A 21,916-nucleotide genomic window follows, 5' to 3' on the forward strand; every position below is an offset into this window, starting at 1 on the left:
CTTAATCTTTTAATCTATTCTCTGTTTTTGTCAAGAACTTTTTTTCAACCCCGAACTCAAAACCAATCGCCTTGAGCTCCCCTCAAAAACGGGAAGTAGCTTCTATACCTACTAACCCCCACCTGTCAAGAACTTTTTTGAAAAAAACAAAAGTTCCCAACAAGCTTCTTTAAAAAACTTACAACGCCGCGCCGAGTAAAAAATTATCTCGATGGATTGCTTCGCTATAAGCACATTGCCCAAGAATATTTTCTATTTCCGAACTTTTTCTACCCATGATTTGTTTGAGTTCAGATGATTTATAATTAGTCAAACCCACTCCCAGGGACTCACCACTCTCAGCATCGATCACTTTAACCAGGGCACCTTTCCCAAACTTACCCCTCACATCAACTATCCCTGCCGGCAATAAACTCTTGCCCTGGTTGACAATGGCCTCAACCGCTCCCTTGTCCACCAAGACTTCACCTCTTGAGTCCAAGTTATAGGCCAGCCAGAATTTACGTCTGGAGATTGATTTCTCTTCCGGAAAAATAAATGTGCCCAATTCCTCACCAGAAAACACCCTCTCCAGGGCAAACCTGACTTTTCCAGAAACAATTAGCGTTGGCACTCCTATTTGTGCTGCACGTCTGGCAGCCAGCAGTTTACTGTACATGCCGCCTGTGCCTTGTGTTGTTTTTCCCTGGCAAATCTCTTCCAGGTCAAGTTTAGATATATCCTTTATATAAGGTAGAAGTTTAGCGTTTTTATCCTTCATGGGATTTGAGTTATAAACCCCATCAGCCGAGGTCAGGTTTATAAACAAGTCAGCTTCAACCAGATTGAGGACCAAGGCCGCCAAAGCATCATTGTCTCCAAACTTTAACTCCTGAACAACCACTGTATCATTTTCATTAATAATAGGAATAACCTTCCAGGACAAAAGGTTGAGCAGAGTGTTTCGTGCATTGAGAAACCTCTCCCTGCTTTTTAGATCATCCTTTGTCAGCAGAATCTGAGCAGTTATCTTATTATATCTCGCGAATGCTTCATCATAAGCGTGCATCAGTCTGCTCTGGCCAATAGCCGAAACTGCCTGCTTATATGCTAGACACTCCTTTACCTTGCAAGAGGTCATGACCTTGCATCCGGCGGCCACAGCACCCGATGAAACCAAAAGGATATCCCGCCCTTGGTCATGAAGAAGAGAAATCTCATCTGCCAGCCTGTTGATGACTCTCGGATCCAGGCCATTAGCGCCGGTTAAAACCGCACTGCCTACCTTGATGACTATTTTTTTGGCCCGATTCAGAATTTGTTCTTTATATTTTTTATATTCCTGCAACATTTCGTTGATTTTTTAGCCGTAGTCGTGATTAGAGATGACCCTGCGCCCATCTCTATCCACTCCGTGACAATAAATAAAATTTTTCCCACATAGCCTCTAGTAGTTGGCCGACACCTTTACCATTCAAGGCAGAAATCAAAAATACTTTTTGCTTGTATGTGCTCAAGGTTTTTTGAAGCTTATTTATTTCTACTTCACTCAACAAATCAATTTTATTCAAAACCAAAATCTGCTCTTTTTGGGCCAAATCCGGGCTACATTCCCATAATTCGATATTAATTAACTCAAAACCAGAGAATATATCGTCCAGATCTACATCTTCTACACTTAAAATATGCACCAAGAACTTGGTCCGCTCCACATGCTTTAAAAATCTATCCCCTAATCCCTGCCCCTTATGCGCCCCCTCAATAAGGCCAGGGATATCGGCAACAACCATCCGCCGACCAAAATCATCTTCCACTACCCCCAAATTAGGGGTCAAGGTGGTAAATGGATAAGGTCCGATTTTGGGCCTGGCTGCAGATATCTTTGAGATGAAGGTAGATTTACCAGCATTTGGCAGGCCAACCAAGCCGACATCAGCGATAACCTTCAACTCAAGACGGATTGTTTTTTCTTCCCCTTCCTCACCAGGCTGGGCGAATCTTGGGGTACGCATGGTTGAAGACTTGAAGTGCACATTACCTTTGCCCCCGCGACCTCCCTTAGCCACTAAAAACATCTGTCCATCTTGAACGAGATCGACCAAAAGCTTTTCCCGTCCATTCTCTAAAACTTCGTACACTAAAGTCCCTACGGGGACGTCAATTATCAGGTCATCACCGGAACGACCATAGCGCTGCTTGCCCATTCCTGGCTGCCCATTTCGAGCCTCATGGACTCTTTTATGACGAAAATCATATAGTGTTAGAAGCTTAGAGCTGGCCCTAAGATAAACATCCCCTCCTTTGCCGCCGTCTCCACCATCAGGCCCACCTTTGGGAACATATTTTTCTCTGCGAAAGGATACGCATCCATTGCCCCCCTTGCCTGAGCGGACTAAAATCTTTGCTTCGTCTACAAAACGCATACTTTACTACTATAAGCCAGGTGACAGACTTCCCAAATTAAACATGGACCAGAACAGTCTGCCACTAACTCTCTAAGTTTAATGTTCTAAATGTTCTATTTGTTACAATTCATACTTATAAACAACAAATACCTAAAATATTCGTTTTCGCAAGGCAATACTTGGAAAAATAAAAAAAGCCGCCCAGAGGAAATCCAGGCGGCTAACAGGCAAAAAGTTACTTTCTGTCTGACTAAACAGCAGGGACTACACTAACTCTGGTTTTAACCTTTTTATTGCGGACAAACTTTTCAAATTTAACCACACCATCCGTAAGAGCGAACAGGGTGTAATCTTTACCCATGCCCACATTCTTCCCTGGATGAACCTTAGTGCCCAGCTGACGAACCAAAATATTCCCTGCCCGTACCTTTTGGCCGCCAAAGCGCTTCACGCCTCTTCTTTGACCAATACTATCTCGACCGTTCCTGGAACTTCCTCCAGCTTTCTTATGAGCCATAATATCCTCCCTTAACTAGGCCTGTATAGCCTTCACCCTAAGGGTTGTAAAATCCTGACGATGACCTTGCTTTTTACGGTAGTCTTTGCGGCGCTTTTTCTTGAAAACAATAATCTTTTTCTCTCGGCCATGATTTAAAACATCGCAGACAACCTTGGCCTGCTGAACATACGGCTGACCAATCTGAACTTCGCCGCCCTGACCTACAACCAAAACCTTATCCAAAGTAATCTCAGAACCGGCCTCTGCCTGAAGCTTACTAACTTTGACCTGCTGTCCTTCTTGGACCCGGTATTGTTTTCCTCCGGTTTCAACTATAGCAAACATTGTCTTACCTCCAGAAAAGTGAAACGGAACTAGTAAACTAACTTTTCCTGGTTAGTCAAGTTATTTTTAACAGTTTGACACTGCCACGTCATTATTCAATTTCAAAAAGTGGCCGGTGGACAGTCTAAGCAGCCCTGGCCAGAAACAAAACCTGAACCTGCTTGGCTCCGCCCTGAAGAAGAACGTGTGTGCACTCCTCCAGAGTAGTCCCCGTAGTCATGATATCGTCAATCAATAAAATTTTTTTATTGCGTAATATATTTGAAGAAATCAAAAAACTATTCTTAAGGTTAGCCAAGCGCTCAGTTCTATTCAATATACTCTGTGCAGGAGTATGCTTTTGTTTCTCAAAGCCTCGTCTCTTGACCGGAGTATCAATTTTCCGAGCAAAAATTTTAGCCAACTCCAGGCTCTGGTTAAACCCTCTCTCTCTTAATTTTTTATTGTGCATAGGTACAGGAAGAATGATATCCTGACGATCAAGACCATGACTCTTATATGCTTCATAGAGCAGAAAGGCCAAAACCCTGCCTAAACTCAACTTCTGGGTAAATTTATATTCAAGAATCAGTTGTTTTAACAAACCATCGTACACTCCATAAAAACCAAGTCCAGACCAAGAAGGAGGAGCCTCACGACACTGAAGACATTGATAGGGGTTCTCATTTAACACATAGACTTGGCCACAGGAAACACAGTAGCCGTATCGGACAGGAGATAGCTTGGTCTGACAATCACGGCACAAAAACTTGCCTTTAGGCACAACCTGGCCACAAATATCACACCGGCTCTGGACAAATATATCCTTCAAAGCTGTCAACATTCTTTCGGTTTAAGCTGGATTTTTCAGTGTAGGGCCTTGAAGAACGCTGAGTTAACAAAATTCCATCAGACAAGGAATAATTAGGCCCAAGTTAATAAATACTTTTGCAGAAATGTCAGATCGCGAACTCACGTATCTTTTCCAGGATTGTACTATTAGACTTGAGATCAGCTACTTTATCCAGGCCGCGTAAATCCAGATACTCAAGACTATAATTAAACGTAGACAAAAAATATTTCAGGGTTAATTGACTGCCAGCGAACAGCTTATCACCTTTTTTGCGTCCGGCTATGAGGATGATTTTCGCCTGTCCCCTATGAACTTTTAATTGCTCTTTAATCCACATAGAATAAAAAGATTGGCTTCTATCAATCAGGGCCTTTAAACCAGCCGGTAAATGATAAAAATAAATAGGGGAGCAAAGAAAAAGCCTTCTGAAAGTTAAAATCTTTTCTAAAACCATCTGAGCATCATCATTTGCCGCCAGGATACAATGTCCAAGCCCCTCCTCGGCACACTTCTGGCAACCCTGACAAGGGATGATCTTGAACTGCCGCAGATAAATTACTTCCGGAGAGAACCCCTGCTGCTCAAGGGTGTCAGCTATAAGCTTAGCAGCGGTATCGGTATTGCCACCTGGCCTTGGACTGCAGGCCAGGATCAAACTGTCATACTTCATGTTTTACGCTCAAAAACACCCTCAATATAATCATCGAATTCTTTTATGTTTAACTCCCAGTGCGGCGCAATATACAAGGCATTTTTTAATTGGTCCAAGGCGTTTTTCTGTATCAAAACAGTTATTTTTTGCCCCCTGGAAAGACGGAGGTACCAACTTACCTCCTGACCAACCCCTCAACATTTATGCCTAAGGTCCAGCTCAATATCTTTATCGAGCATGATTCCCCCTAGAATCTATTTGAGCATATATCTTGATGTACTCTGAGACCATTCGACTGGCAGAGAAGAACTGTTTTCCGCGCTCAAAAGCCGTGTCAGCCATAAATCTTGCTCTTCGTCTCTTTTTTAAGAGACGAACTACCTCTTGCGCCAATTCATCCCAATTGCCTGAATTTATTAAGATACCTGTCTCTCCGTGAACAATCTGCTCCCCAATGCCTCCTACATTAAAGGCCACCACCGGCAACCTGCAACGCATGGCCTCCAGGACAATTAAAGGATGGTTGTCGGCCACAGTGGGATACGCCAGCACCGAGCAACTTTGCATAAGCGCATATAAAGTATCCTGAGGTAAATAAGGCAAAAAATATAAATTTCTTTCTTGCCGGATCTTATCACCACCTACAAACAATGCCCTTGCCTCAGGCATTGCCTCGGCTATCTTTTGCCACACATCCTCCCATCTTGATCCGCCTTTGTAAACAGCTTTGGTGCCACCGTGGGCCACAAAAAGAACACTTGGGTATTTTTTTAAAAAATTAAACTGATTTAATAACCCGCTATCTTTTACGACCTCCTCGTCCCACTCAATGCCATTGGGAATAACCTTTATCTTAAACTCCGGTAGGAACTGGCGCACCATTTTTCCCAGCCATTTGGAAGGAGAGACAATAAGAGGTCTCGTTTGGAAGAGTATATCTTTTTTGCTTTGCCACACCTTGTGGCTTTGTACAAACCCGCGTTCACAGTACTCGCACCCTGTTTTCCACTGCTCACACTGTAAAGGATAAACACATCCACCTGTGATCAAAGAACAATCGTGGGCAGTGATCACCACCCTGGACAGGCCAGCAATTTTTTTCAGCACATCCAGCCAGTTCAAGCAGGAATGAATATGCAAAATACTTCTATCACTCTTTTGTAACAGACCTTCTAAACCTTGTCCTTCAACTTCCCAGACATGGTCACTTACTACACCCTGGCTGGACAAACGTTTATGTAAAATTCTGGCAACCCTGGCTGCCCCGCCTTGTTCTTTTAAGGCGCTAAAATGGACAACTTGCATGCGTAATTAGGGAGTTGAGGCTTAAAGTTACCGTTAATGCAGAACTCAACTAAATAATTGGGACTTCATGAAAAAACGGGTTGTGCAGCTTTTCATCCATGACCCTGGTTTCTTCACCATGACCAGGATAAATAATGGTATCGTCCGGCAGGGTAAAAATCTTTTCCTGGGCAGATTTTTTAAGAATTTCAAGACTCCCCCCCGGGAAATCAGTACGGCCCACAGAGCGAAAAAATATCAAATCCCCTACAAAAACGGCCTCAAGTTCAGGAAAATAAAAAGAAAGACTGCCTGGAGTATGACCGGGCGTAGCCAGTACTTGACAGGCGAAACCTAAAAAATTCTGCTCACTTTCGCTTAAATCAACAAAATCAAATGGCTCTGTCTCCGGGAAATCCATGAATCCCCCTGCGCCAAGTTCTGTTTGCAATAAAAACTCATCTTCCTTGTTGGCCAAAATTGGGGCCCCAGTTGCACGGGCCAAGGCAGCATTGCCCTGGATGTGGTCAAAATGAAGGTGAGTATTTAAAATATGGGTCAGCTTAAGATTATTTTGAGACAAAAAAGAAATAACCTCGCGTGGGTCCCCACCCGGATCTATAACCACGGCCTTATTCTGACTAACAATCAGGTAGCAATTGGTTTGAAGAACTCCGAGTTGAAAAATCCTGATTTCTGCCATTTAAAACTCCTCTAAAAGTAGTTGTGATAAATCTTTTCGGGAAGAACTACCTTCTTGCGCAGGATATCCCATAGCAATAACGGCCATTAACTCCAATTGCTCGGGGTCAGTATTTAAAACTTCATGCACTTGAGTTTCCTGATTTAAAATCTCGCCCAGCCAGACAGCGCCCAGGCCCAATCCATGAGCGGCCAAAAGCATATTCTGAATACAAGCCCCGGCACCCTGATAATCTTTTGTGGCATTATACATGGCATCCTTGGCCAAAAAAACCACGATCAAAGTATTGGCCTGACGCACAATGTGTCCATATCTAGTACACTCGGCCAATTTAGCTTTACGCTGCTCATCCTTAACGACCAAAAAACGCCAAGGCTGATTATTCAATCCGGAAGGAGCCCACCGCCCAGCATCAAGAATCTTTATGATTTTTTCCCTATCCACGTCCTGTTCTGTAAACTTGCGGATACTTCTGCGATTAAATATAGCATCAAAAATATCTACCGTCATGTTACCTTCCCCCTATGAGTTTATCGCGTCCACTGCGTTTTTGGAGTCTATTTAGAGCCTGTGGCCGAACCTTTTTATCAACTTAATTTCCATGGTTTATTCTAGTCTGGGTTTCTTTCATGCTGGTACAAAGACTTGGACCCATCTATAGCTTGCTTGCGGACAGAGCATAATGGGATACTTTGGGTAAACAAATATTTTTTTATTATCGATAGTTATGGTCAGTATCGCAAAATATTTAGCCCATTCATCCCGATGCTCTGTTTTTCCGCAAGCTTTACTAAGATGGGTTACCCAAGCCGTTTGTAATGCATTTCAGAAACCAGGACTTTCAATCAGCGGTTAAAATGGGGTTTGGCCACAGGCTCTTTGGTCTAACATATGGGAATTAGGGCAAAACTCAATAAGCTCAACAAACTCACTAGCCTTTTTGCTCTTTTTTGTCTATTTGTCTATTGTTCACTGTCTAGGTCTTACTATCCTATAGTGAAACTCAAACATAATTTCCTAAATCCAACATTATAAAACCAATGGAAAAAAATCAAAACCAGATCACTCTTGACAAAAATGATCTCATTCAATTTGAGCCTGTCTTGCAAAAATTCTTAAGAGAAATTTTTCTTTTTACCTCGCACAGCCTGTATTTCCCACAAGCAATCCCTAACCAGGTAAAAGGCAATGAACAACTAAAACCAATTCTGGAAAAAGACAGGTTGCTTTTGCCTTTGGTTTTCAAAAACAACTTTCTTGGCCTTTTTGTAGCCAGAGATGTAGACCCTGCCCAGATTAAATCCTTACTGCCTTATCTGGTTACCATGACCTCCCTATGTCTGGATAAGCTCTATCTCTATAAAACAAGCATAACAGATCCCTTAACAGCTCTTTTTAATCATAACTTTCTCCAAAAAACCATTGAAGATGAGATTGAACTCATTTTGGCCAACATAACATTGGGGCCAAACTCCAGCCTGGACGCAAGTCTAAACGGATATAGTGCCACTTTTGGAATCATCCTTATTGATTTGGACCGTTTTCATGTAATCAATGACAACTTTGGTTATGAATTTGGAGATAAAGTTTTAAGGCGCATTGGTGAAGAATTGAAAAAGCTCTGTCCGGAAAAATCAGTCCTGGCCCGCATAGAAGGTGATACTTTTGCCCTTTTCTATCCCCACTCTTCCCCGCGTAAATGTATAAAGCTAGCTAAAAAACTTAAAACAAACATCTCAAACCTTATCTTTTCTTATCCCCTCTCAGACGAACAGGTTTCTGTTTGTGCAAGTTTTGGCATAGTCAATTTCCCTGAAGATATTTTTGGACCTCAATTTCAAAAGACTGCTACGGAATTAACTCACATCTTAGTGGAAAAAGCAAAGCGAACACTGGATGCAGCCAAAAGAAATGGGGGGAACCAAGTTTATTCCTTTGGCCAGATTCTATCTCAAGGAGGACTAGTTTTAAAAACCCTGCCTTTAGGCCGCCTAATCCTAAACCTGAGCAAATATGTTGATGCCCGAGAAGGCCAGAGATTTTTGGTTTGGTCCCAAAAAACAGGTTCTGTAGAGGCAGAACTAAACAAACCAGGGAACCACTATCCTCTTATACCCAAAGGAGAAATAGCAATTATTGAAGTCCAGGACGAAGTTTCTATTGCTGAGATTCTATTTCTTAACGATCCGGCCAGGTCAGTAGAACCAGGGGACCGCCTGACGCTGATTGAAGATGGAGACATTGTTGACCAGGGAGGCTTAGGGACAGCTAAAAACACCAAAAAAGATCTGTTAACAGGACTTTATTCCTTTCGAGACTTCCTAGCTACCTGGAACCGGGTCAAAGAATCTGAATCACTGATGAGTATGGCTTTAGTGCGCATAGATGAATTGAAAAAAGGAAAAAGCGGCATCCAGGGAGAAAAGCTCGTCCAGGAGCTATCACTCATAGCTCGAAAAATTTTCCCTGAAAAGACATTGGGTGGACGATATAGTCTAAATTGCCTTATCTTTTACCTCCCCAATGTGGATAGAAAACATGCTTTAGACCTTGCTCTTGAGATAACCACACAGGCCCAGGCAAAATTTGGCCTCAATTTAGGTATTGGCCTGGCAAGTTATCCTTTTCTTAACTTTAGCCCGTCACATCTATTGGACAATTGCCGCAAGGCCCTCGACCATGCCCTGTTTCTCGATCCGCCTAAAGTAGCATGTTTTGATTCTATTTCCTTAAACATTAGTGCCGACCGCCTCTTTGCTCATGGAGACATTTACCAGGCCATGGAAGAATACAAACTATCTCTGGCCGCTGATGAAAATAATAATCTGGCCCGCAATTCCTTAGGGATTTGTTATGCTCGATTGGGTCATCTGGGTCTGGCCAAACAACTTTTTCAGGAAATCATTTCCTGTGAGCCAGAGAATCTCATGGCTCGGTACAACTATGCCTGTGCCTGTCTGAAATTAGATGAACTGGTAGAAGCTGAAAAATCTTTTCTCCAATGCCTTCAACTTGACCCTGAACACAGCTTCAGCCTGTTCCGCCTGGGTCAAATAGAAGAAAACAAAGGTCACCTTGGCAAAGCCTGGGAATACTATCAAAAGGCCCAGCAAACAAAGGATGGTCGGGGACTGGCCCCCAGACATTTAGCAAGACTGGCCCATAAAAAAGGCGAACAGGAAAAAGCCCGGGAATACCTGCATCAGGCACTCGTTTACAATCCCAAAGATGCCTATGCTCTGAATCTCCTGGCCAGGATTTATCTTGAAAGCGGTGATGACCCTGAAGTGGCAGAAACTCTGGCCAGGCAAAGTGTGAGTCTAAAACCGGATATAGCCTCTTTTTGGGAAGTGCTGGCCCAAAGTCTGCAAGCCCAGGGCAAAACAGAACAAGCCCGTAAGGCTAGATCACGCATGACAGTTTAGCCCACTGTTTTCTTATCAATCCATTCCTTCCCCTCAGTCAAATCTCACCAAGGTGGGACTAAGGGAGGTGCTAATAATTGATGTTTCTTTAAGGAAACTCTTATTTAAGAGCCTGTGGCAAACCCCATTTTATCCGCTGATTGAAAGTCTTGGTTTCTGAAATGCATTACAAAGGGCTTTGGGTAACCCATCTTAGGGAAGATTACGGAAAAACTAGTCTCAAACTTGTCTGAAAACAACAGAGTAACTTAAAAGTAACTGTTTCTTTTTAAAGGAGAGGATTTTCTATGTCTAATAAATACATAACAGACATTCACCAAGTAAAAAAATTGACTAAGAATGATTTGCAGAGAATTGAGCCAGTTGTCCAAAAATTTGGCTTCAGGGCCAATGAATTTTATCTATCTCTAATTAACTGGGATGATCCTCACGATCCCATCCGACGAGTCATCATCCCCGATGAAGAAGAGCTGACTCCCTGGGGCCGTTTAGACGCTTCAGATGAACAAAACTACACAGTTTATCCGGGCCTGCAACATAAGTATACAAGCACTGCTGTTCTTCTGGTCAGCAATACTTGCGGTGGGTTTTGTCGCTTTTGTTTTCGCAAAAGATTATTTTTATACCCTGAAGAGGAAGAGTATATTCGCGACCTTGAACAGGCTCTTGACTATCTAAAACAGCACAAGGAAGTGAGCAATGTATTACTTACAGGCGGGGACGGTCTTATGTTGTCTACTTCCAGGCTAAAAAAAATCATCGAGTCCTTGCGTCAAATCGACCATATCCAAGTCATCCGCATCGGCACAAAGCTTTTGGCCTATAATCCATATCGAGTACTTGAAGATCCTGAACTACTGGAACTGATTAAAAAATTCAGCACCCCTCAAAAAAGAATATATATAATGACCCATTTTAACCATCCCAATGAGATCACAACGCAAAGTCAACAAGCTGCTCAACTTTTACTCACATCCGGAGCCATCCTGGCAAACCAGACACCAATGCTTAAAGGAGTCAACGACGACCCGAAAATATTGTCCGATTTATTCAGAAAACTCTCATACATAGGCATCCCACCTTATTATGTCTTTTTATGCCGGCCAACAGTTGGTAATAAGGGTTTCGCCATACCCGTTGAAAAGGCCCTGGAAATATTTCAGCAGGCCCAGACGATGGGTTCAGGACTGGCCAAAAGGGCCAGGCTGACCATGTCCCACAGCACAGGCAAATTGGAGGTTGTCTTCCAAACTGAGGATAAAATTTATTTCCGCTACCACCGTTCAGCAGATCCCAAGCATAGCGGAAAGGTTATGATCTTTAAACGCAATCCCAATGCCTATTGGCTGGACGACTATGAAGAAAAGGTTGCTGAGCAGAGCTGTTCTAAACCAATGCCTCGCTTATAATGGAGGCTAGAAGCATGTTTCGCAAGTAAAACCAGAACGAAACTCGAATTATTCAGCTGCAGCCTTGTCCAGGTCCGCAAGTAACTTATTCAACTCAATCCCATATTTTTGGGCCACCTCTTCCAGGGTACAAAAAAGACTCTGGCAGCAAATACATTCGCCAGCCAACTTATCATATTCACGAAATACTTGCTCTGTCTGCCTATATTTGGCTACCACATCCAGTACTGTTAACTGAGGAGTAATCTTTTGCGTCATTTTTCCCTTCCTCATTTTCTTTTGATAGACCCAAAAATTTTCGTTTAGTCGTCATAATCAACTCTTTGCCCAAAAATGTTTTTTTTCAGATTAACGCTTTCCTTGCTTAAAATCATCTCCCTTGTCCATAAAGCCGAGGGCTCTATCTGCTCTGCCTTGGGACCAAAATCATAACTACTTACATCCAGAACAAGTTCCTTGGCTATACTTGCACTGTCTTTGGCATTAAACACATTTGTCAACAGTTCATAAGTAAATTCTTCCACCCCTTTAGCCATGCGCTCTCTCACGCCTTTGGGCTCACTTAACAGCTTATTTTCAAAAGGCAAATTCAACTTTTTATAGTTTCCACCTTTAAAGCCATTCTCCCGAGCACAGGCAACCATCTCCGCCCACAGCTCTTCACTGACCCCTTTTCCCTTTTCTTTGATAAACTCTCCTTTCTCGTCTAGTTCGGCATTACCATATTCATTGACTCTGACTCCCCAGGAAATCATCTGTAAGGCCGTGGCCACGTTGGCCTTTGTGGTATTTGTCTTCTCCGTAATCTCGCGTAACCGATCAGAATCATTACCCGATGTACCGTGCTGGGCACCTGAAACCTTGTATGGTTCTAGTGCTGCATGAACCATGGCCGTCAAATCTAGCTGAATTCCAACGTCACTGGCCTGAATCCCATGGGTAGTTCCATTATTTAAGGCAATCCAATCCGGAAAAATGGAATTGGCATTGAGCCCTTTAATCAGAAACAAGACCTCTTCTGGTGTGGATAGCCCTTCCTTGCCTTTAATCTCCCCTACTTCGGTTTCATACCCTCCCCAAGAAGGAATTTTAGAAAAAAGCTCCCTGTTGGCCAACAGATTTTCCTTGTCTGACAAATGGGAAGCATCAATGGCTATAGAGGTAACGCCCTGCTCGAACATAGAGGGAATCTGAATCTTAGCCTTTTCTAAATCCTGTTTGTTTTTGATTGTAAAGTGATCAGCATGAATGGCTACCGGAATAGTAATATTCATTTCATTACATAACCCATCAACTATGCGAGCTAAATTCCAAAAGTTTACGGCACAATAAGGGCTTGGTCCGCCTTCTGATTTAGCAATCTCCAGAATTACAGCGGCATTTGCCCTTTGCGCGGCCATTAAAACACCGCGAATGACAAAATAATTGCGGCCATTAGCAGCAATGGTCATGGCTTTGCCCTTGGCCAACATGGCCCGGTCAATGACTTTGCCACTGACGAGTAAAGCTTTGGAACAGGGGAAAATCCTTTGTATATTAGGGGGACGACCAACTTTAAGCAAAGTAGCGTAATTTTTATCCATATCTGCCTCCATTTGTTCAGGTTGCCATTTCTAACTATGCTCTTTAGAATATCTCTTTGTTTACCTTAACATCCTTCATACGACTTAGGGGAAAAACAATGTCTAAAATAATTTTTCTTGGTCTGGCCGGAGGCCTGGGAGCAATTAGCCGGTATTATATATCCGGATTAGTACAAAACTATTTTAATACCACTTACCCCCTAGGCACAGCTGCTGTTAATCTCCTTGGATGCCTGGCTTTTGGTTTTATTTGGGCCTTACTTGAAGATAAACTACTACTGGCGCCCTCTCTTCGACTTTATGTCCTGACAGGATTTATGGGGGCCTTCACCACGTTTTCTACTTTTAGCTTTGAAACTGCCAACCTGGTTCGCTACTCTCAATGGTTTTGGGCCATGACAAATCTGGTAGGACAAAATGTTTTAGGTATATCTCTTATCTTTTTTGGGATGTTTTTGGCAAGGATAATCAAATAATTTTTTTTAATGACAAAAAGGGTGCCAAAAAAAAAATTAATCTTTGAAAAAAAATGTTGACTTCGGGAACGGATTTGCATAAATGCTTCTTCTCGGTTGCGAACGAGAGCAATCAAAATTCCCCGGTAGCTCAATCGGCAGAGCGGGTGGCTGTTAACCACTAGGTTGGCGGTTCGAGTCCGTCCCGGGGAGCCAGAAAACAAAGCCCCGTCAATAGCGGGGCTTTTTTATTTATGTTCCACTACGGTATTAGTCGACCTTTAAAAGGGTGCATCCGAGGCTGCACTTGGGTTGAACAGGTAAGTGATAGAATAGGCAGGATGCTCAAAGGAAATCCGTAGCGCATAACCTCTGCCATGTTTAGCTAGCCAGAATTGAAAACGAAATACAAGATTTCCAAAGAAAAGGCGGAGGGGCTGTCGCTCCCTCCGCCTTTTCTTTTTTTAAAATAAAGAGTCTATGCCCGGACCCAACTAAAGGACTTCCAATAATTTTTATTAGCCTTGGAGAATCACTTGACCTGAACACAACAACACAACCAGCCTAAATAAAACCATCTTTGGTAATACTCTCTAACTCCCCGCTTCATGAAACCAACAATTATCCCTCAACAAATTGTATTTATAGAACAAAATAAGTGCGTTATTGCATATATGACAGATTAAAAATTTCTTGTTAAGTAAAAATTATAGAAAACTTTTGAAGCTTACTCAAATTCTCCCTAATAATTTGCTCAAAAGCCATTGTTGTGTTAAATAACCATGGAGAAACCTAAAATTCCACATCACGGGCATAAAGTGAATGCACATATATTATAGTTTTCACTAGTCGAGATGCAAGCATGGAGAGGTGTTCTATGAAGTTCGAACTGAAAGGCTATGTTGAACGTATAAAGCCAGCTGAGAACTTCCACCAACTAGTCGTTCGAGATTCAGAGACTAAAGAAAAATGGGTTTTATACACTGGAGACAATGTTAGCCTTTCTACACTTTTAATCTGTCAAAAGAATAATTTTTTGGTGCGTATCCGAGGTTGGGCAAGGCAGGACAAAGACAATATTTTTTTTCGAATATCTTCTTATGATGTTCTGGACACACGATATGTACCTGTCAGATTCTAACTATTTTTGTGTAAATTACAAGGAACAAATCTCGCTTGTACTCGCCTAAAAGAGACAAATTTTAGCGCTCAAACCAAGACAACTCAATAAACATAACAGATGTTGGGCTATTTTTAGCAAAATTACAGCGTAGAACTGCTATGTACTTCTAAAACAAATAATTTCTTCTTTTCTCCATTTATCTAAGTGATAATTGTTGTTGAAAAAAGAAAACTAGTTGCAGAATGCACTAAAATATAATATATATAAAGTAATAAGTTACATTAACTTATTAACTAAGATTTAAAATGAACGATAAACTATTGATCATTTCTGTCCTTTCAGATCGATTCGGTATCTGTCGCCTTGCTCCGAATATGCCTCTCCCAGCATGGGCAGTTGCTGGCCCCTTCTATTCCATCACCCGAACTACAGAGGAGTTATCTGTTGTATGCCCTGAGTTGGCAATCCCAGATGAAATAGTAAGCGAAAAAGGTTGGCGCTGTTTAAAGATACATGGTCCCCTGGATTTTTCTCTAACAGTGATTCTTTCATCCCTAACGATACCGCTCACAAAAGCGGGCATCAGTGTTTTTGCCATATCCACCTACGACACAGATTACTTATTGATCCAAGAAACAGAACTTGAGAAAGCAAAAACTGCCCTAAGTGAGGCAGGACACAAGATTGTTGACTGAATGCTAAATATACGTATTAAAAAAAGACTCAACTTTCTGACATGATTAACATCCTCAAATTACTACACAATTGAAGAGAGCATTTTCTGAAATGCATTACAAACGGGTTGGGTAACACATCTTGGCGAAGATTGCGGAAGTGCTGTGCATAGGGAGGTTATTCCATCGAACTTTCGAAACCCATCATAACAACAGAAAAGGCATTAAATAATATTCTATTGACTAACCCCATTATGCACAGCCAGCAAGCAAGCCTTAGATGTGTCCAAGTCTTTGTTAGCATTGAAGAAAATGCGCTCGCAAATTAACTCAGAAAGTTGAGTAAAAGAGCAATAACTATCTCCAAAAAGAACTATAAGTACATCTTGGAACACATTACTCGCCGGATATAAAGACTTAACCCTTTTTAATCAAAAAGATAGATACTCAAAAAAGAATTATTAAAACAAATGAAGATACCAATATATCAAATCGATGCCTTCACTAGTCAAGTTTTTGCTGGAAACCCAGCTGCAGTATGCTTACTAGAAAGTTGGTTAGACACTCCCACACTGCAAGCCATTGCCAGAGAGAATAATCTTTCAGAGACAGCATTTGTCGTTCAAAAAGAAAATTACTATGAAATCCGATGGTTTACTCCGTCAGTAGAAGTCGATTTATGCGGTCATGCAACTTTAGCCTCTGCTTTTGTCATTTTCAACTATATGGATACTTCAATTGAAGAAATTACATTTGTCTCATCTAAAAGTGGAAAACTTATTGTATCTCGTGAAAAAGATTTACTGAAAATGAACTTCCCTTCCCAGCCACCAAAACAATGCAATCCTCCACAAGAACTGCTTCAAGCTCTTGGCAGAAAACCTATAGAGGTATTGAGTTCAGAAGATTATCTTGCGGTATTTCAAACCGAAGACGAAATAGTATCATTAAAGCCCGATATGGAAAAACTTAAACGACTCCCTTTGCGTGGAATTATTGTCACTGCTAAAAGCAAAAAAGCTGATTTTGTTTCTCGTTTTTTCGCCCCAAAACTTGGGGTTAATGAAGACCCTGTTACAGGTTCAGCTCATTGCACCTTGATTCCATATTGGAAGACCAGGATGAACAAAAAGACTTTTTACGCTCAACAGGTGTCACAACGAGGTGGAGAGCTATTTTGTGAAGACTGTGGAGACAGAGTTGCCATAGCTGGCAAGGCAGTCAAATACATGCAAGGTACAATAACCATCTAGAGAGTCTGTGCCCAAACCCCATTTTGACTATCAGATTAGAAATCCTGGTTTCTTGAAAGCCTTGCAAAGGCCTGGGTAAGCCATCTTGACGAAGCTTGCCGATAAGCAGAGCATCGGGTGACAAAACTAAGTATCTGGGACTAGTTACCATAACTATCTATAGTTTAAATTGAGCGATTTTTTTGCAGTTCAAACTTCGAGATTGCTTCGCTACACTTTGTTCCACTCGCAATGACAGGGGCGAGATTGTCATTGCGAGGGCAGCGAAGTTGTCCGTGGCAATCTCACCCATTGACTTAAAATCGCTCAACTTAGGTGTAATTAAAAGACTATTCGTTTATCAAAAATACCCCATTATGCTCTGCCCGCAAGCAAACTTTTTACCCCGTTTAATCCAGCGAAGCGGGGCTGGATTTTGCCAGTATTCAACTGGGGTAGATGGGTCCAGGCATTTGCACCAGCATGAAGGAAATCAGGATTGAAAAAAATTATGAAAAATTGTCCTGTGAGTAAGGTTCGGCCACAGACTCTAAAAGAGACTAAAGGAGAAAATAATGATTACCTGTTACCTGCACTATGTCATTGACCCTTATAAGCTGGAAGAATTTGAAAAATATGCTAAAATGTGGATACCTTTAGTTAACAAATTTGGCGGTACTCATCATGGGTATTTTTTACCACAGGAAGGGGAGAACAATATTGCAATCGCTCTATTCAGTTTCCCGAGCCTGGCAGCCTATGAAGAATACCGTATCAAATCCCTGGATGATCCAGAGTGCCAGGCTGCATTCAAGTTTGCCGAAGAAACAAGATGTATTATAAGTTATAAGCGAAGCTTTATGAAACCTGTTTTTGAGTAGGATATCACATAGGCCGTAACATATTCACGGACAGCACCGCTCTAGCCGACTCCGCCCACAGCCACGTCAGCAGCAAGGATACCCAGAATGCGTCCTTCCTTGTCCCAAAAAGGAGTGGACACAGTTATGCACTTTTCGCCTGTGGCCTGAGAGACATAGACCTCGGAGATGTAAAGGTTGTTGGTTTTCATTGGTTCGGTAAACCACGGACGTTGAGACCAATCTTTACCCAGGGCCTCGGCATCTTTCGGAGATTCCTTGCCTGGCCTCGGGATGTTGGCAATGGGCTGAATGCCGCGCTCATCAGTGAGGTATAGCAGCTCTAGAAAATCGTGCTCCCTTATGGCCGCGCGCAACGCCTCCTCCTGCCGCTCGCGTTGCATGGACCTAATTGCCTCGGAAGCTGCCAGTTCACTGATAACTTTCTGGACCACTCCCTGCCCCATGAGTCGAAAAACATTGTTCAGACTCTCCAGTTCTTCTACTTGCTCTAACAACCGCCTCATGGCGGCTTCGGAATTAGCCATATCCTCACCGGTATGCCTGGCTATTTTGTCCAGATGGGAGATAGTTCGCGTAATTTGCTCACTGGCCGTGGCCTGTTGGACAGCTGCTGAAGCGATGGAGTCTATTTGCCGAGAGTTATCGTCGGAAAGCTCAACAATTTCGGCAAGCATTTCCCCGGAGCGATGGGCCACGCTCGTGGCTTTTTTTACAAGCTTGGCTGTCCCCTCCATGCCTTCTCTGGTATCGGCCACACCTTTCTGGATGGCTTCGATCTGGTGACCAACATCTCGGGTAGCTTCCATGGTCTTTTCAGCCAATTTACGCACCTCATCAGCAACCACAGCAAATCCCCGACCCGCCTCACCTGCCCGAGCAGCCTCTATAGCCGCGTTCAAGGCCAGAAGATTGGTTTGGTCAGCGATGTCCGAAATGATCTCCATAACCTTTCCGATTTCTAGTGCTTGCTTACCAAGGCCCATGATCACCTCGGTAAGTTGGGCTGTGCGCTCATTTACTGCCTGTATGGCAGCTACCGTCTCTTTTACTGTTTTTGCCCCCTCTTGGGCCTGTTGTTTAGCTTTGTCTGCAGCTGAAGCAGCGGCTTCGGCGCTTTTGGAAACCTGAGCCTGAGAGGCGTTCATCTCTTCCATTGCCGTGGCAGCTTCAGCCGCCAGCCGTTGTGCCTCTGTTGCACCCTGGGCTGCATTTTCCGAGGCCTGGCGCAAGAGCATGGTAGCCTCTTGGATACCGTGAATAGCATTTCCTAACGTATTCGAAGCATTAACCAAACCTTGGCAGCGTGATTCTTCGGCCTTCTCGCGTGCCACCGCAATCTGTTCCAAAGCACGTTTGGCCAGATCCTCCTGTTCACGCAAAGACTCAGCAAGTTTACAATTTTGGGCAGTTAATTCTTCAAATTTGTCAAAAACAACCCCGGTCAATTTTATAATTTTTTCATAACCTCTAACTCCTTCAAATGAATCAACGCCGATACCGATAATTCCCATGCGGCTTTCCAAAAACTCAAGAAGGGCACGGGTTTTTCGACCCTGAAAACCCGCCACCCAGACGGCCGACACCAGACCAGCGAGCAAGCCGGCAATTGAAATGGAAACTAATTGTAGACGCAAGTCAGCAATCATTTTTGACACTTTTGACAAATCAGGACCTGTCAAAAGCATAGCTTCCAGACTGTTCAAGCCGGTGAAAGCTATCGCTGCAAGTATCCCGCAAATGAGCGCTGCTGGGAGTAAAAGCCAAATAATCTTATTCATCATTTTGCCCCCTGTTATTTTGAAGGAGATTTTACAAAATTTGCTGTGCAATTTTCGGTCCGAACGTTACGTCGATGGAACAACATATCTACTTCACGGTTGTAATAATTAGAGAAATCTTTATCATCTATTCTCCCTATATCATTTTTTAATTGTTTTTGACGCTGACACACAAACAAACTCTCCCAGATAGTTTACACTGAATCTAGATGACAGCGTTACAACCATTGTGTCGCTAACTACCACCTTCCATCAACATCCAAACACAACAAATCCTACAAACTCAATTAATTAGCCAAAATTATTTTTACCAATTTTGTCAATTGGATTCCCGGAAAATAAGGTCTAAACCAAAAAAATTAACAAAATTGTTAAACATTAAACCAGACCCTTCTACAGCAAGAAAGAAAAAAGTTTTGTAATATCAAGTAATTATCATCAAAAAAACATTATTATCAACCATATTTATTATTCGGCATGTCTATTGCTGAGATTTAATGTATGAGTCAGTCAATCAGTAACTTAAAACTCAAAGTGCTCTCTAAGATTAGCCACGCTATTCATAATGCCCTCGATCTAGAACAAACCCTGCACGATATATTACGTGTCTTATCTGAAACATTAAGCATGAAAAGGGCCACAGTGACCCTCATAGATCAACAAACAGGAAAACTGCTTATTACTGCTTCCTATGGTTTAACCAAAGAAGAGAAAAATCGTGGGGTTTACAGGTTAGATGAGGGCATAACCGGGCGCATTTTTCAGACGGCACAACCTTATTACGTACCTGATATTCGCAAGGAACCTCTTTTTCTGGACAAAACCGGATCCCGGGCGATTGAAAAAGGCCGTATTTCGTTTATCGGAGTTCCTATAATTCTCAATGGCGTACCTATTGGTGTCCTGAATGTTGACCGGTTGTTTGGAGACGATATCTCTTACGAAGAAGACATTGATTTCCTTACTGTAGTTGCCACGCTCATTGCCCAATTCATAAGCCTGAACCAAAAAGTCAGGGCCACTGTTGATGAACTTCGGCGTGAAAATGTTTCTTTAAAATACCAGTTATCCAAGGAGGCTCGAAGATTTTACATTGTTGGCAAAAGTAACGCCATGCTCGACGTGGAACACCAGATTGAGAAGGTTGCTCCCACCAAGGCCACAGTGCTTCTCCTTGGCGAATCTGGCACAGGAAAAACTCTCATAGCCAGAATAATTCACGAGATTTCAGAAAGGGCAAAATTTCCATTTATCAAGGTCAATTGCGCCTCTATCCCGGCAAATCTTCTGGAAGCCGAACTTTTTGGTTACGAAAGAGGTGCATTCACAGGCGCTGAATATTGCAAACAAGGCCGCTTTGAAGCTGCAGACAAAGGAACTATATTTCTGGATGAAGTGGGAGAACTTCCACTAGGTATTCAGGCCAAACTCTTGCGAGTTTTGCAGGACAAGGAGTTCGAACGGCTGGGCAGCAACAAAACCATAAAGGTTGATGTACGCATCATTGCTGCAACCAATAAAAATTTACAGGAGCTTGCTCAAAAAGGAGAATTTCGTCCGGACCTGTACTACCGTTTAAATGTTTTTCCCATTTGGGTGCCGCCACTTAGGGAACGAAAAGAGGACATTCCCGGACTACTCAATCATTTTCTACAAAAAATGGTCAAAGAGTACGACCGTAAACTCAGCTTTACCCCTGATGCCCTGGAACTTTTAAGACGCTATGACTGGCCGGGAAATGTTCGGGAAATGGAAAACTTAGTGGAGCGATTGGCTATTATGGCTGACGGCCAACGAGTCGACGTCTCACTCATACGTCCGTATCTCTCGATCCAAAACATAGAGACCACATCATCTTCTTCAGAACCTGAACCTGTACAGACTCAAAGTACTTCTTTCAAAAAAACATCGCTAAAAGAAATTGAGAAAAAACAAATCATCGCTGCCCTTAAACGCAATAATTGGATACAGTATAAAGCAGCGGGAGAACTGGGTATCACTCAACGTCAGATGGGATATAGAATCAAAAAATTTGGTCTTGAGGAACTCGTGGCACGGGAGAGAGCCAGGGCAAGGGTCAATAAAAGGTGATTAAAACTTCAACTTAATTCTATCTTCTCAAATTACAACCTCAATTCTGTTACCTCTCTATATTTATTCCTCAAAGCTTTCGCCACCAAGCGCTTATTCATTACGTGGCCTGGTGGCGAATGAATGAGGCACGGGCACATTTATCCGCATCCTCCCCCTCTGCCTCCACCAGAGCAACATCCTCCGGCCAAGCCGCGTCGTCTGCCTTTTAAGACAGAAATATCTTCTGCGCCGTAAACCGCAGCAAGTCCAGCATCAATGAATCCACTACACTCAACCGGAATAATGCCGTTTTCTTCCAGAATTTTTCTCGGCGATTCTCCAATTGAACTGGCCAACACGGCCCGGCAGTCTTGAAGTATTTCCGACAATTCCTTCCATCGTTTGGGGCCGCATCCCGGCCTGGGCGTTGTCCGTTCTTCGACAAGATAATAGCCCCCTTCCTTTTGACCCCAAATTTGAAGCCTTCTCGCTTCTCCCAAATGCTGGTTCACAAGCATACCTTCTCTGGTTGCCACCGCCACATAAGGCCTGGACTCGGATACCGGAAGAACAAGCTTGGA

At 42.8% G+C, this 21,916-nt stretch carries 21 protein-coding genes and 1 tRNA gene; 9 read left to right on the top strand and 13 right to left on the bottom strand.

Annotated elements, in window-relative coordinates:
* Positions 1 to 178: 178 nt before the first annotated feature.
* From proB to KFV02_RS10360, 9 genes are all read right to left on the bottom strand, one after another.
* Entirely contained in the window at positions 179 to 1,330 is a 1,152-nt protein-coding gene (proB, locus tag KFV02_RS10320; RefSeq protein WP_252381476.1) for a glutamate 5-kinase, read from the bottom strand.
* A gap of 52 nt (positions 1,331 to 1,382) precedes the next feature.
* Entirely contained in the window at positions 1,383 to 2,402 is a 1,020-nt protein-coding gene (gene obgE, locus KFV02_RS10325) for a GTPase ObgE (RefSeq protein WP_252381477.1), read from the bottom strand.
* A gap of 232 nt (positions 2,403 to 2,634) precedes the next feature.
* Entirely contained in the window at positions 2,635 to 2,901 is a 267-nt protein-coding gene (gene rpmA / locus KFV02_RS10330; protein WP_252381478.1) for a 50S ribosomal protein L27, read from the bottom strand.
* 15 nt (positions 2,902 to 2,916) lie between these two features.
* Positions 2,917 to 3,228: a 50S ribosomal protein L21 gene (rplU, locus tag KFV02_RS10335; RefSeq protein ID WP_252381479.1), complete on the bottom strand. Its 312-nt coding sequence runs from the start codon at positions 3,226 to 3,228 to the stop codon at positions 2,917 to 2,919.
* A gap of 124 nt (positions 3,229 to 3,352) precedes the next feature.
* A complete protein-coding gene (locus KFV02_RS10340; protein ID WP_252381480.1) occupies positions 3,353 to 4,039 on the bottom strand; it encodes a ComFC family protein in 687 nt (228 codons plus the stop codon).
* A 127-nt stretch (positions 4,040 to 4,166) separates the two neighbouring features.
* On the bottom strand, positions 4,167 to 4,730 hold the full coding sequence (locus tag KFV02_RS10345) for a flavodoxin family protein (protein ID WP_252381481.1): 564 nt from the start codon (positions 4,728 to 4,730) through the stop codon (positions 4,167 to 4,169).
* Positions 4,731 to 4,940: 210 nt separating this feature from the next.
* Positions 4,941 to 6,017, bottom strand: a complete 1,077-nt coding sequence (locus tag KFV02_RS10350) for a glycosyltransferase (RefSeq protein WP_252381482.1) — start codon at positions 6,015 to 6,017, stop codon at positions 4,941 to 4,943.
* 49 nt (positions 6,018 to 6,066) lie between these two features.
* On the bottom strand, positions 6,067 to 6,699 hold the full coding sequence (locus KFV02_RS10355) for an MBL fold metallo-hydrolase (RefSeq protein WP_252381483.1): 633 nt from the start codon (positions 6,697 to 6,699) through the stop codon (positions 6,067 to 6,069).
* On the bottom strand, positions 6,700 to 7,209 hold the full coding sequence (locus tag KFV02_RS10360; RefSeq protein ID WP_252381484.1) for a nitroreductase family protein: 510 nt from the start codon (positions 7,207 to 7,209) through the stop codon (positions 6,700 to 6,702).
* A 530-nt stretch (positions 7,210 to 7,739) separates the two neighbouring features.
* Between KFV02_RS10360 and KFV02_RS10365 the strand changes: the two genes are divergently transcribed.
* The gene (locus KFV02_RS10365) at positions 7,740 to 10,124 is read left to right on the top strand and encodes a diguanylate cyclase domain-containing protein (RefSeq protein WP_252381485.1); all 2,385 of its coding nucleotides are present in this window, start codon (positions 7,740 to 7,742) and stop codon (positions 10,122 to 10,124) included.
* Between the two features lie 287 nt (positions 10,125 to 10,411).
* Positions 10,412 to 11,533, top strand: a complete 1,122-nt coding sequence (locus KFV02_RS10370; protein ID WP_252381486.1) for a KamA family radical SAM protein — start codon at positions 10,412 to 10,414, stop codon at positions 11,531 to 11,533.
* A 48-nt stretch (positions 11,534 to 11,581) separates the two neighbouring features.
* Here the strand turns inward: KFV02_RS10370 and KFV02_RS10375 are convergent, their stop codons facing one another.
* Both KFV02_RS10375 and KFV02_RS10380 read right to left on the bottom strand, forming a co-directional pair.
* On the bottom strand, positions 11,582 to 11,791 hold the full coding sequence (locus KFV02_RS10375) for a DUF1858 domain-containing protein (protein ID WP_252381487.1): 210 nt from the start codon (positions 11,789 to 11,791) through the stop codon (positions 11,582 to 11,584).
* 44 nt (positions 11,792 to 11,835) lie between these two features.
* Positions 11,836 to 13,116 carry a class II fructose-bisphosphate aldolase gene (locus KFV02_RS10380; protein WP_252381488.1) on the bottom strand — a complete coding sequence of 427 codons (1,281 nt, stop codon included), beginning with the start codon at positions 13,114 to 13,116 and terminating at the stop codon, positions 11,836 to 11,838.
* Between the two features lie 98 nt (positions 13,117 to 13,214).
* Between KFV02_RS10380 and crcB the strand changes: the two genes are divergently transcribed.
* The 6 genes from crcB to KFV02_RS10410 all read left to right on the top strand — a co-directional run bounded on the left by crcB (position 13,215) and on the right by KFV02_RS10410 (position 17,481).
* On the top strand, positions 13,215 to 13,592 hold the full coding sequence (gene crcB / locus KFV02_RS10385) for a fluoride efflux transporter CrcB (RefSeq protein ID WP_252381489.1): 378 nt from the start codon (positions 13,215 to 13,217) through the stop codon (positions 13,590 to 13,592).
* Positions 13,593 to 13,711: 119 nt separating this feature from the next.
* A tRNA-Asn gene (locus KFV02_RS10390) sits at positions 13,712 to 13,787 on the top strand.
* Between the two features lie 661 nt (positions 13,788 to 14,448).
* Positions 14,449 to 14,712 (top strand): hypothetical protein, encoded by a 264-nt coding sequence (locus KFV02_RS10395; RefSeq protein WP_252381490.1) that lies wholly within the window; start codon positions 14,449 to 14,451, stop codon positions 14,710 to 14,712.
* Between the two features lie 287 nt (positions 14,713 to 14,999).
* The gene (locus tag KFV02_RS10400) at positions 15,000 to 15,389 is read left to right on the top strand and encodes an ACT domain-containing protein (RefSeq protein WP_252381491.1); all 390 of its coding nucleotides are present in this window, start codon (positions 15,000 to 15,002) and stop codon (positions 15,387 to 15,389) included.
* A gap of 449 nt (positions 15,390 to 15,838) precedes the next feature.
* Positions 15,839 to 16,621: a PhzF family phenazine biosynthesis protein gene (locus tag KFV02_RS10405; RefSeq protein ID WP_252381492.1), complete on the top strand. Its 783-nt coding sequence runs from the start codon at positions 15,839 to 15,841 to the stop codon at positions 16,619 to 16,621.
* Positions 16,622 to 17,175: 554 nt separating this feature from the next.
* Positions 17,176 to 17,481, top strand: a complete 306-nt coding sequence (locus tag KFV02_RS10410; protein WP_252381493.1) for an NIPSNAP family protein — start codon at positions 17,176 to 17,178, stop codon at positions 17,479 to 17,481.
* Between the two features lie 41 nt (positions 17,482 to 17,522).
* On the opposite strand, the gene KFV02_RS10415 is transcribed toward KFV02_RS10410, so the two are convergent.
* Positions 17,523 to 19,265: a methyl-accepting chemotaxis protein gene (locus KFV02_RS10415; protein ID WP_252381494.1), complete on the bottom strand. Its 1,743-nt coding sequence runs from the start codon at positions 19,263 to 19,265 to the stop codon at positions 17,523 to 17,525.
* A 498-nt stretch (positions 19,266 to 19,763) separates the two neighbouring features.
* Between KFV02_RS10415 and nifA the strand changes: the two genes are divergently transcribed.
* The gene (gene nifA / locus KFV02_RS10420; protein ID WP_252381495.1) at positions 19,764 to 21,353 is read left to right on the top strand and encodes a nif-specific transcriptional activator NifA; all 1,590 of its coding nucleotides are present in this window, start codon (positions 19,764 to 19,766) and stop codon (positions 21,351 to 21,353) included.
* Between the two features lie 140 nt (positions 21,354 to 21,493).
* Here nifA and KFV02_RS10425 read toward each other — a convergent pair.
* Positions 21,494 to 21,916: NifB/NifX family molybdenum-iron cluster-binding protein (locus KFV02_RS10425; RefSeq protein ID WP_289510149.1), on the bottom strand; the 423-nt coding region annotated here is incomplete at its 5' end.

Origin of the sequence: Desulfovulcanus ferrireducens (assembly GCF_018704065.1) — a bacterium.
In the GTDB taxonomy this organism is placed as follows: Bacteria; Desulfobacterota; Desulfovibrionia; order Desulfovibrionales; family Desulfonatronovibrionaceae; genus Desulfovulcanus; species Desulfovulcanus ferrireducens.

Coding starts and splice junctions, on each gene's coding strand:
- proB (WP_252381476.1), bottom strand. CDS start 1,330: ATGTTGCAGGAATATAAAAAATATAAAGAACAAATTCTGAATCGGGCC.
- obgE (WP_252381477.1), bottom strand. CDS start 2,402: ATGCGTTTTGTAGACGAAGCAAAGATTTTAGTCCGCTCAGGCAAGGGG.
- rpmA (WP_252381478.1), bottom strand. CDS start 2,901: ATGGCTCATAAGAAAGCTGGAGGAAGTTCCAGGAACGGTCGAGATAGT.
- rplU (WP_252381479.1), bottom strand. CDS start 3,228: ATGTTTGCTATAGTTGAAACCGGAGGAAAACAATACCGGGTCCAAGAA.
- KFV02_RS10345 (WP_252381481.1), bottom strand. CDS start 4,730: ATGAAGTATGACAGTTTGATCCTGGCCTGCAGTCCAAGGCCAGGTGGC.
- KFV02_RS10350 (WP_252381482.1), bottom strand. CDS start 6,017: ATGCAAGTTGTCCATTTTAGCGCCTTAAAAGAACAAGGCGGGGCAGCC.
- KFV02_RS10355 (WP_252381483.1), bottom strand. CDS start 6,699: ATGGCAGAAATCAGGATTTTTCAACTCGGAGTTCTTCAAACCAATTGC.
- KFV02_RS10360 (WP_252381484.1), bottom strand. CDS start 7,209: ATGACGGTAGATATTTTTGATGCTATATTTAATCGCAGAAGTATCCGC.
- KFV02_RS10365 (WP_252381485.1), top strand. CDS start 7,740: ATGGAAAAAAATCAAAACCAGATCACTCTTGACAAAAATGATCTCATT.
- KFV02_RS10370 (WP_252381486.1), top strand. CDS start 10,412: ATGTCTAATAAATACATAACAGACATTCACCAAGTAAAAAAATTGACT.
- KFV02_RS10375 (WP_252381487.1), bottom strand. CDS start 11,791: ATGACGCAAAAGATTACTCCTCAGTTAACAGTACTGGATGTGGTAGCC.
- KFV02_RS10380 (WP_252381488.1), bottom strand. CDS start 13,116: ATGGATAAAAATTACGCTACTTTGCTTAAAGTTGGTCGTCCCCCTAAT.
- crcB (WP_252381489.1), top strand. CDS start 13,215: ATGTCTAAAATAATTTTTCTTGGTCTGGCCGGAGGCCTGGGAGCAATT.
- KFV02_RS10395 (WP_252381490.1), top strand. CDS start 14,449: ATGAAGTTCGAACTGAAAGGCTATGTTGAACGTATAAAGCCAGCTGAG.
- KFV02_RS10400 (WP_252381491.1), top strand. CDS start 15,000: ATGAACGATAAACTATTGATCATTTCTGTCCTTTCAGATCGATTCGGT.
- KFV02_RS10405 (WP_252381492.1), top strand. CDS start 15,839: ATGAAGATACCAATATATCAAATCGATGCCTTCACTAGTCAAGTTTTT.
- KFV02_RS10410 (WP_252381493.1), top strand. CDS start 17,176: ATGATTACCTGTTACCTGCACTATGTCATTGACCCTTATAAGCTGGAA.
- KFV02_RS10415 (WP_252381494.1), bottom strand. CDS start 19,265: ATGATGAATAAGATTATTTGGCTTTTACTCCCAGCAGCGCTCATTTGC.
- nifA (WP_252381495.1), top strand. CDS start 19,764: ATGAGTCAGTCAATCAGTAACTTAAAACTCAAAGTGCTCTCTAAGATT.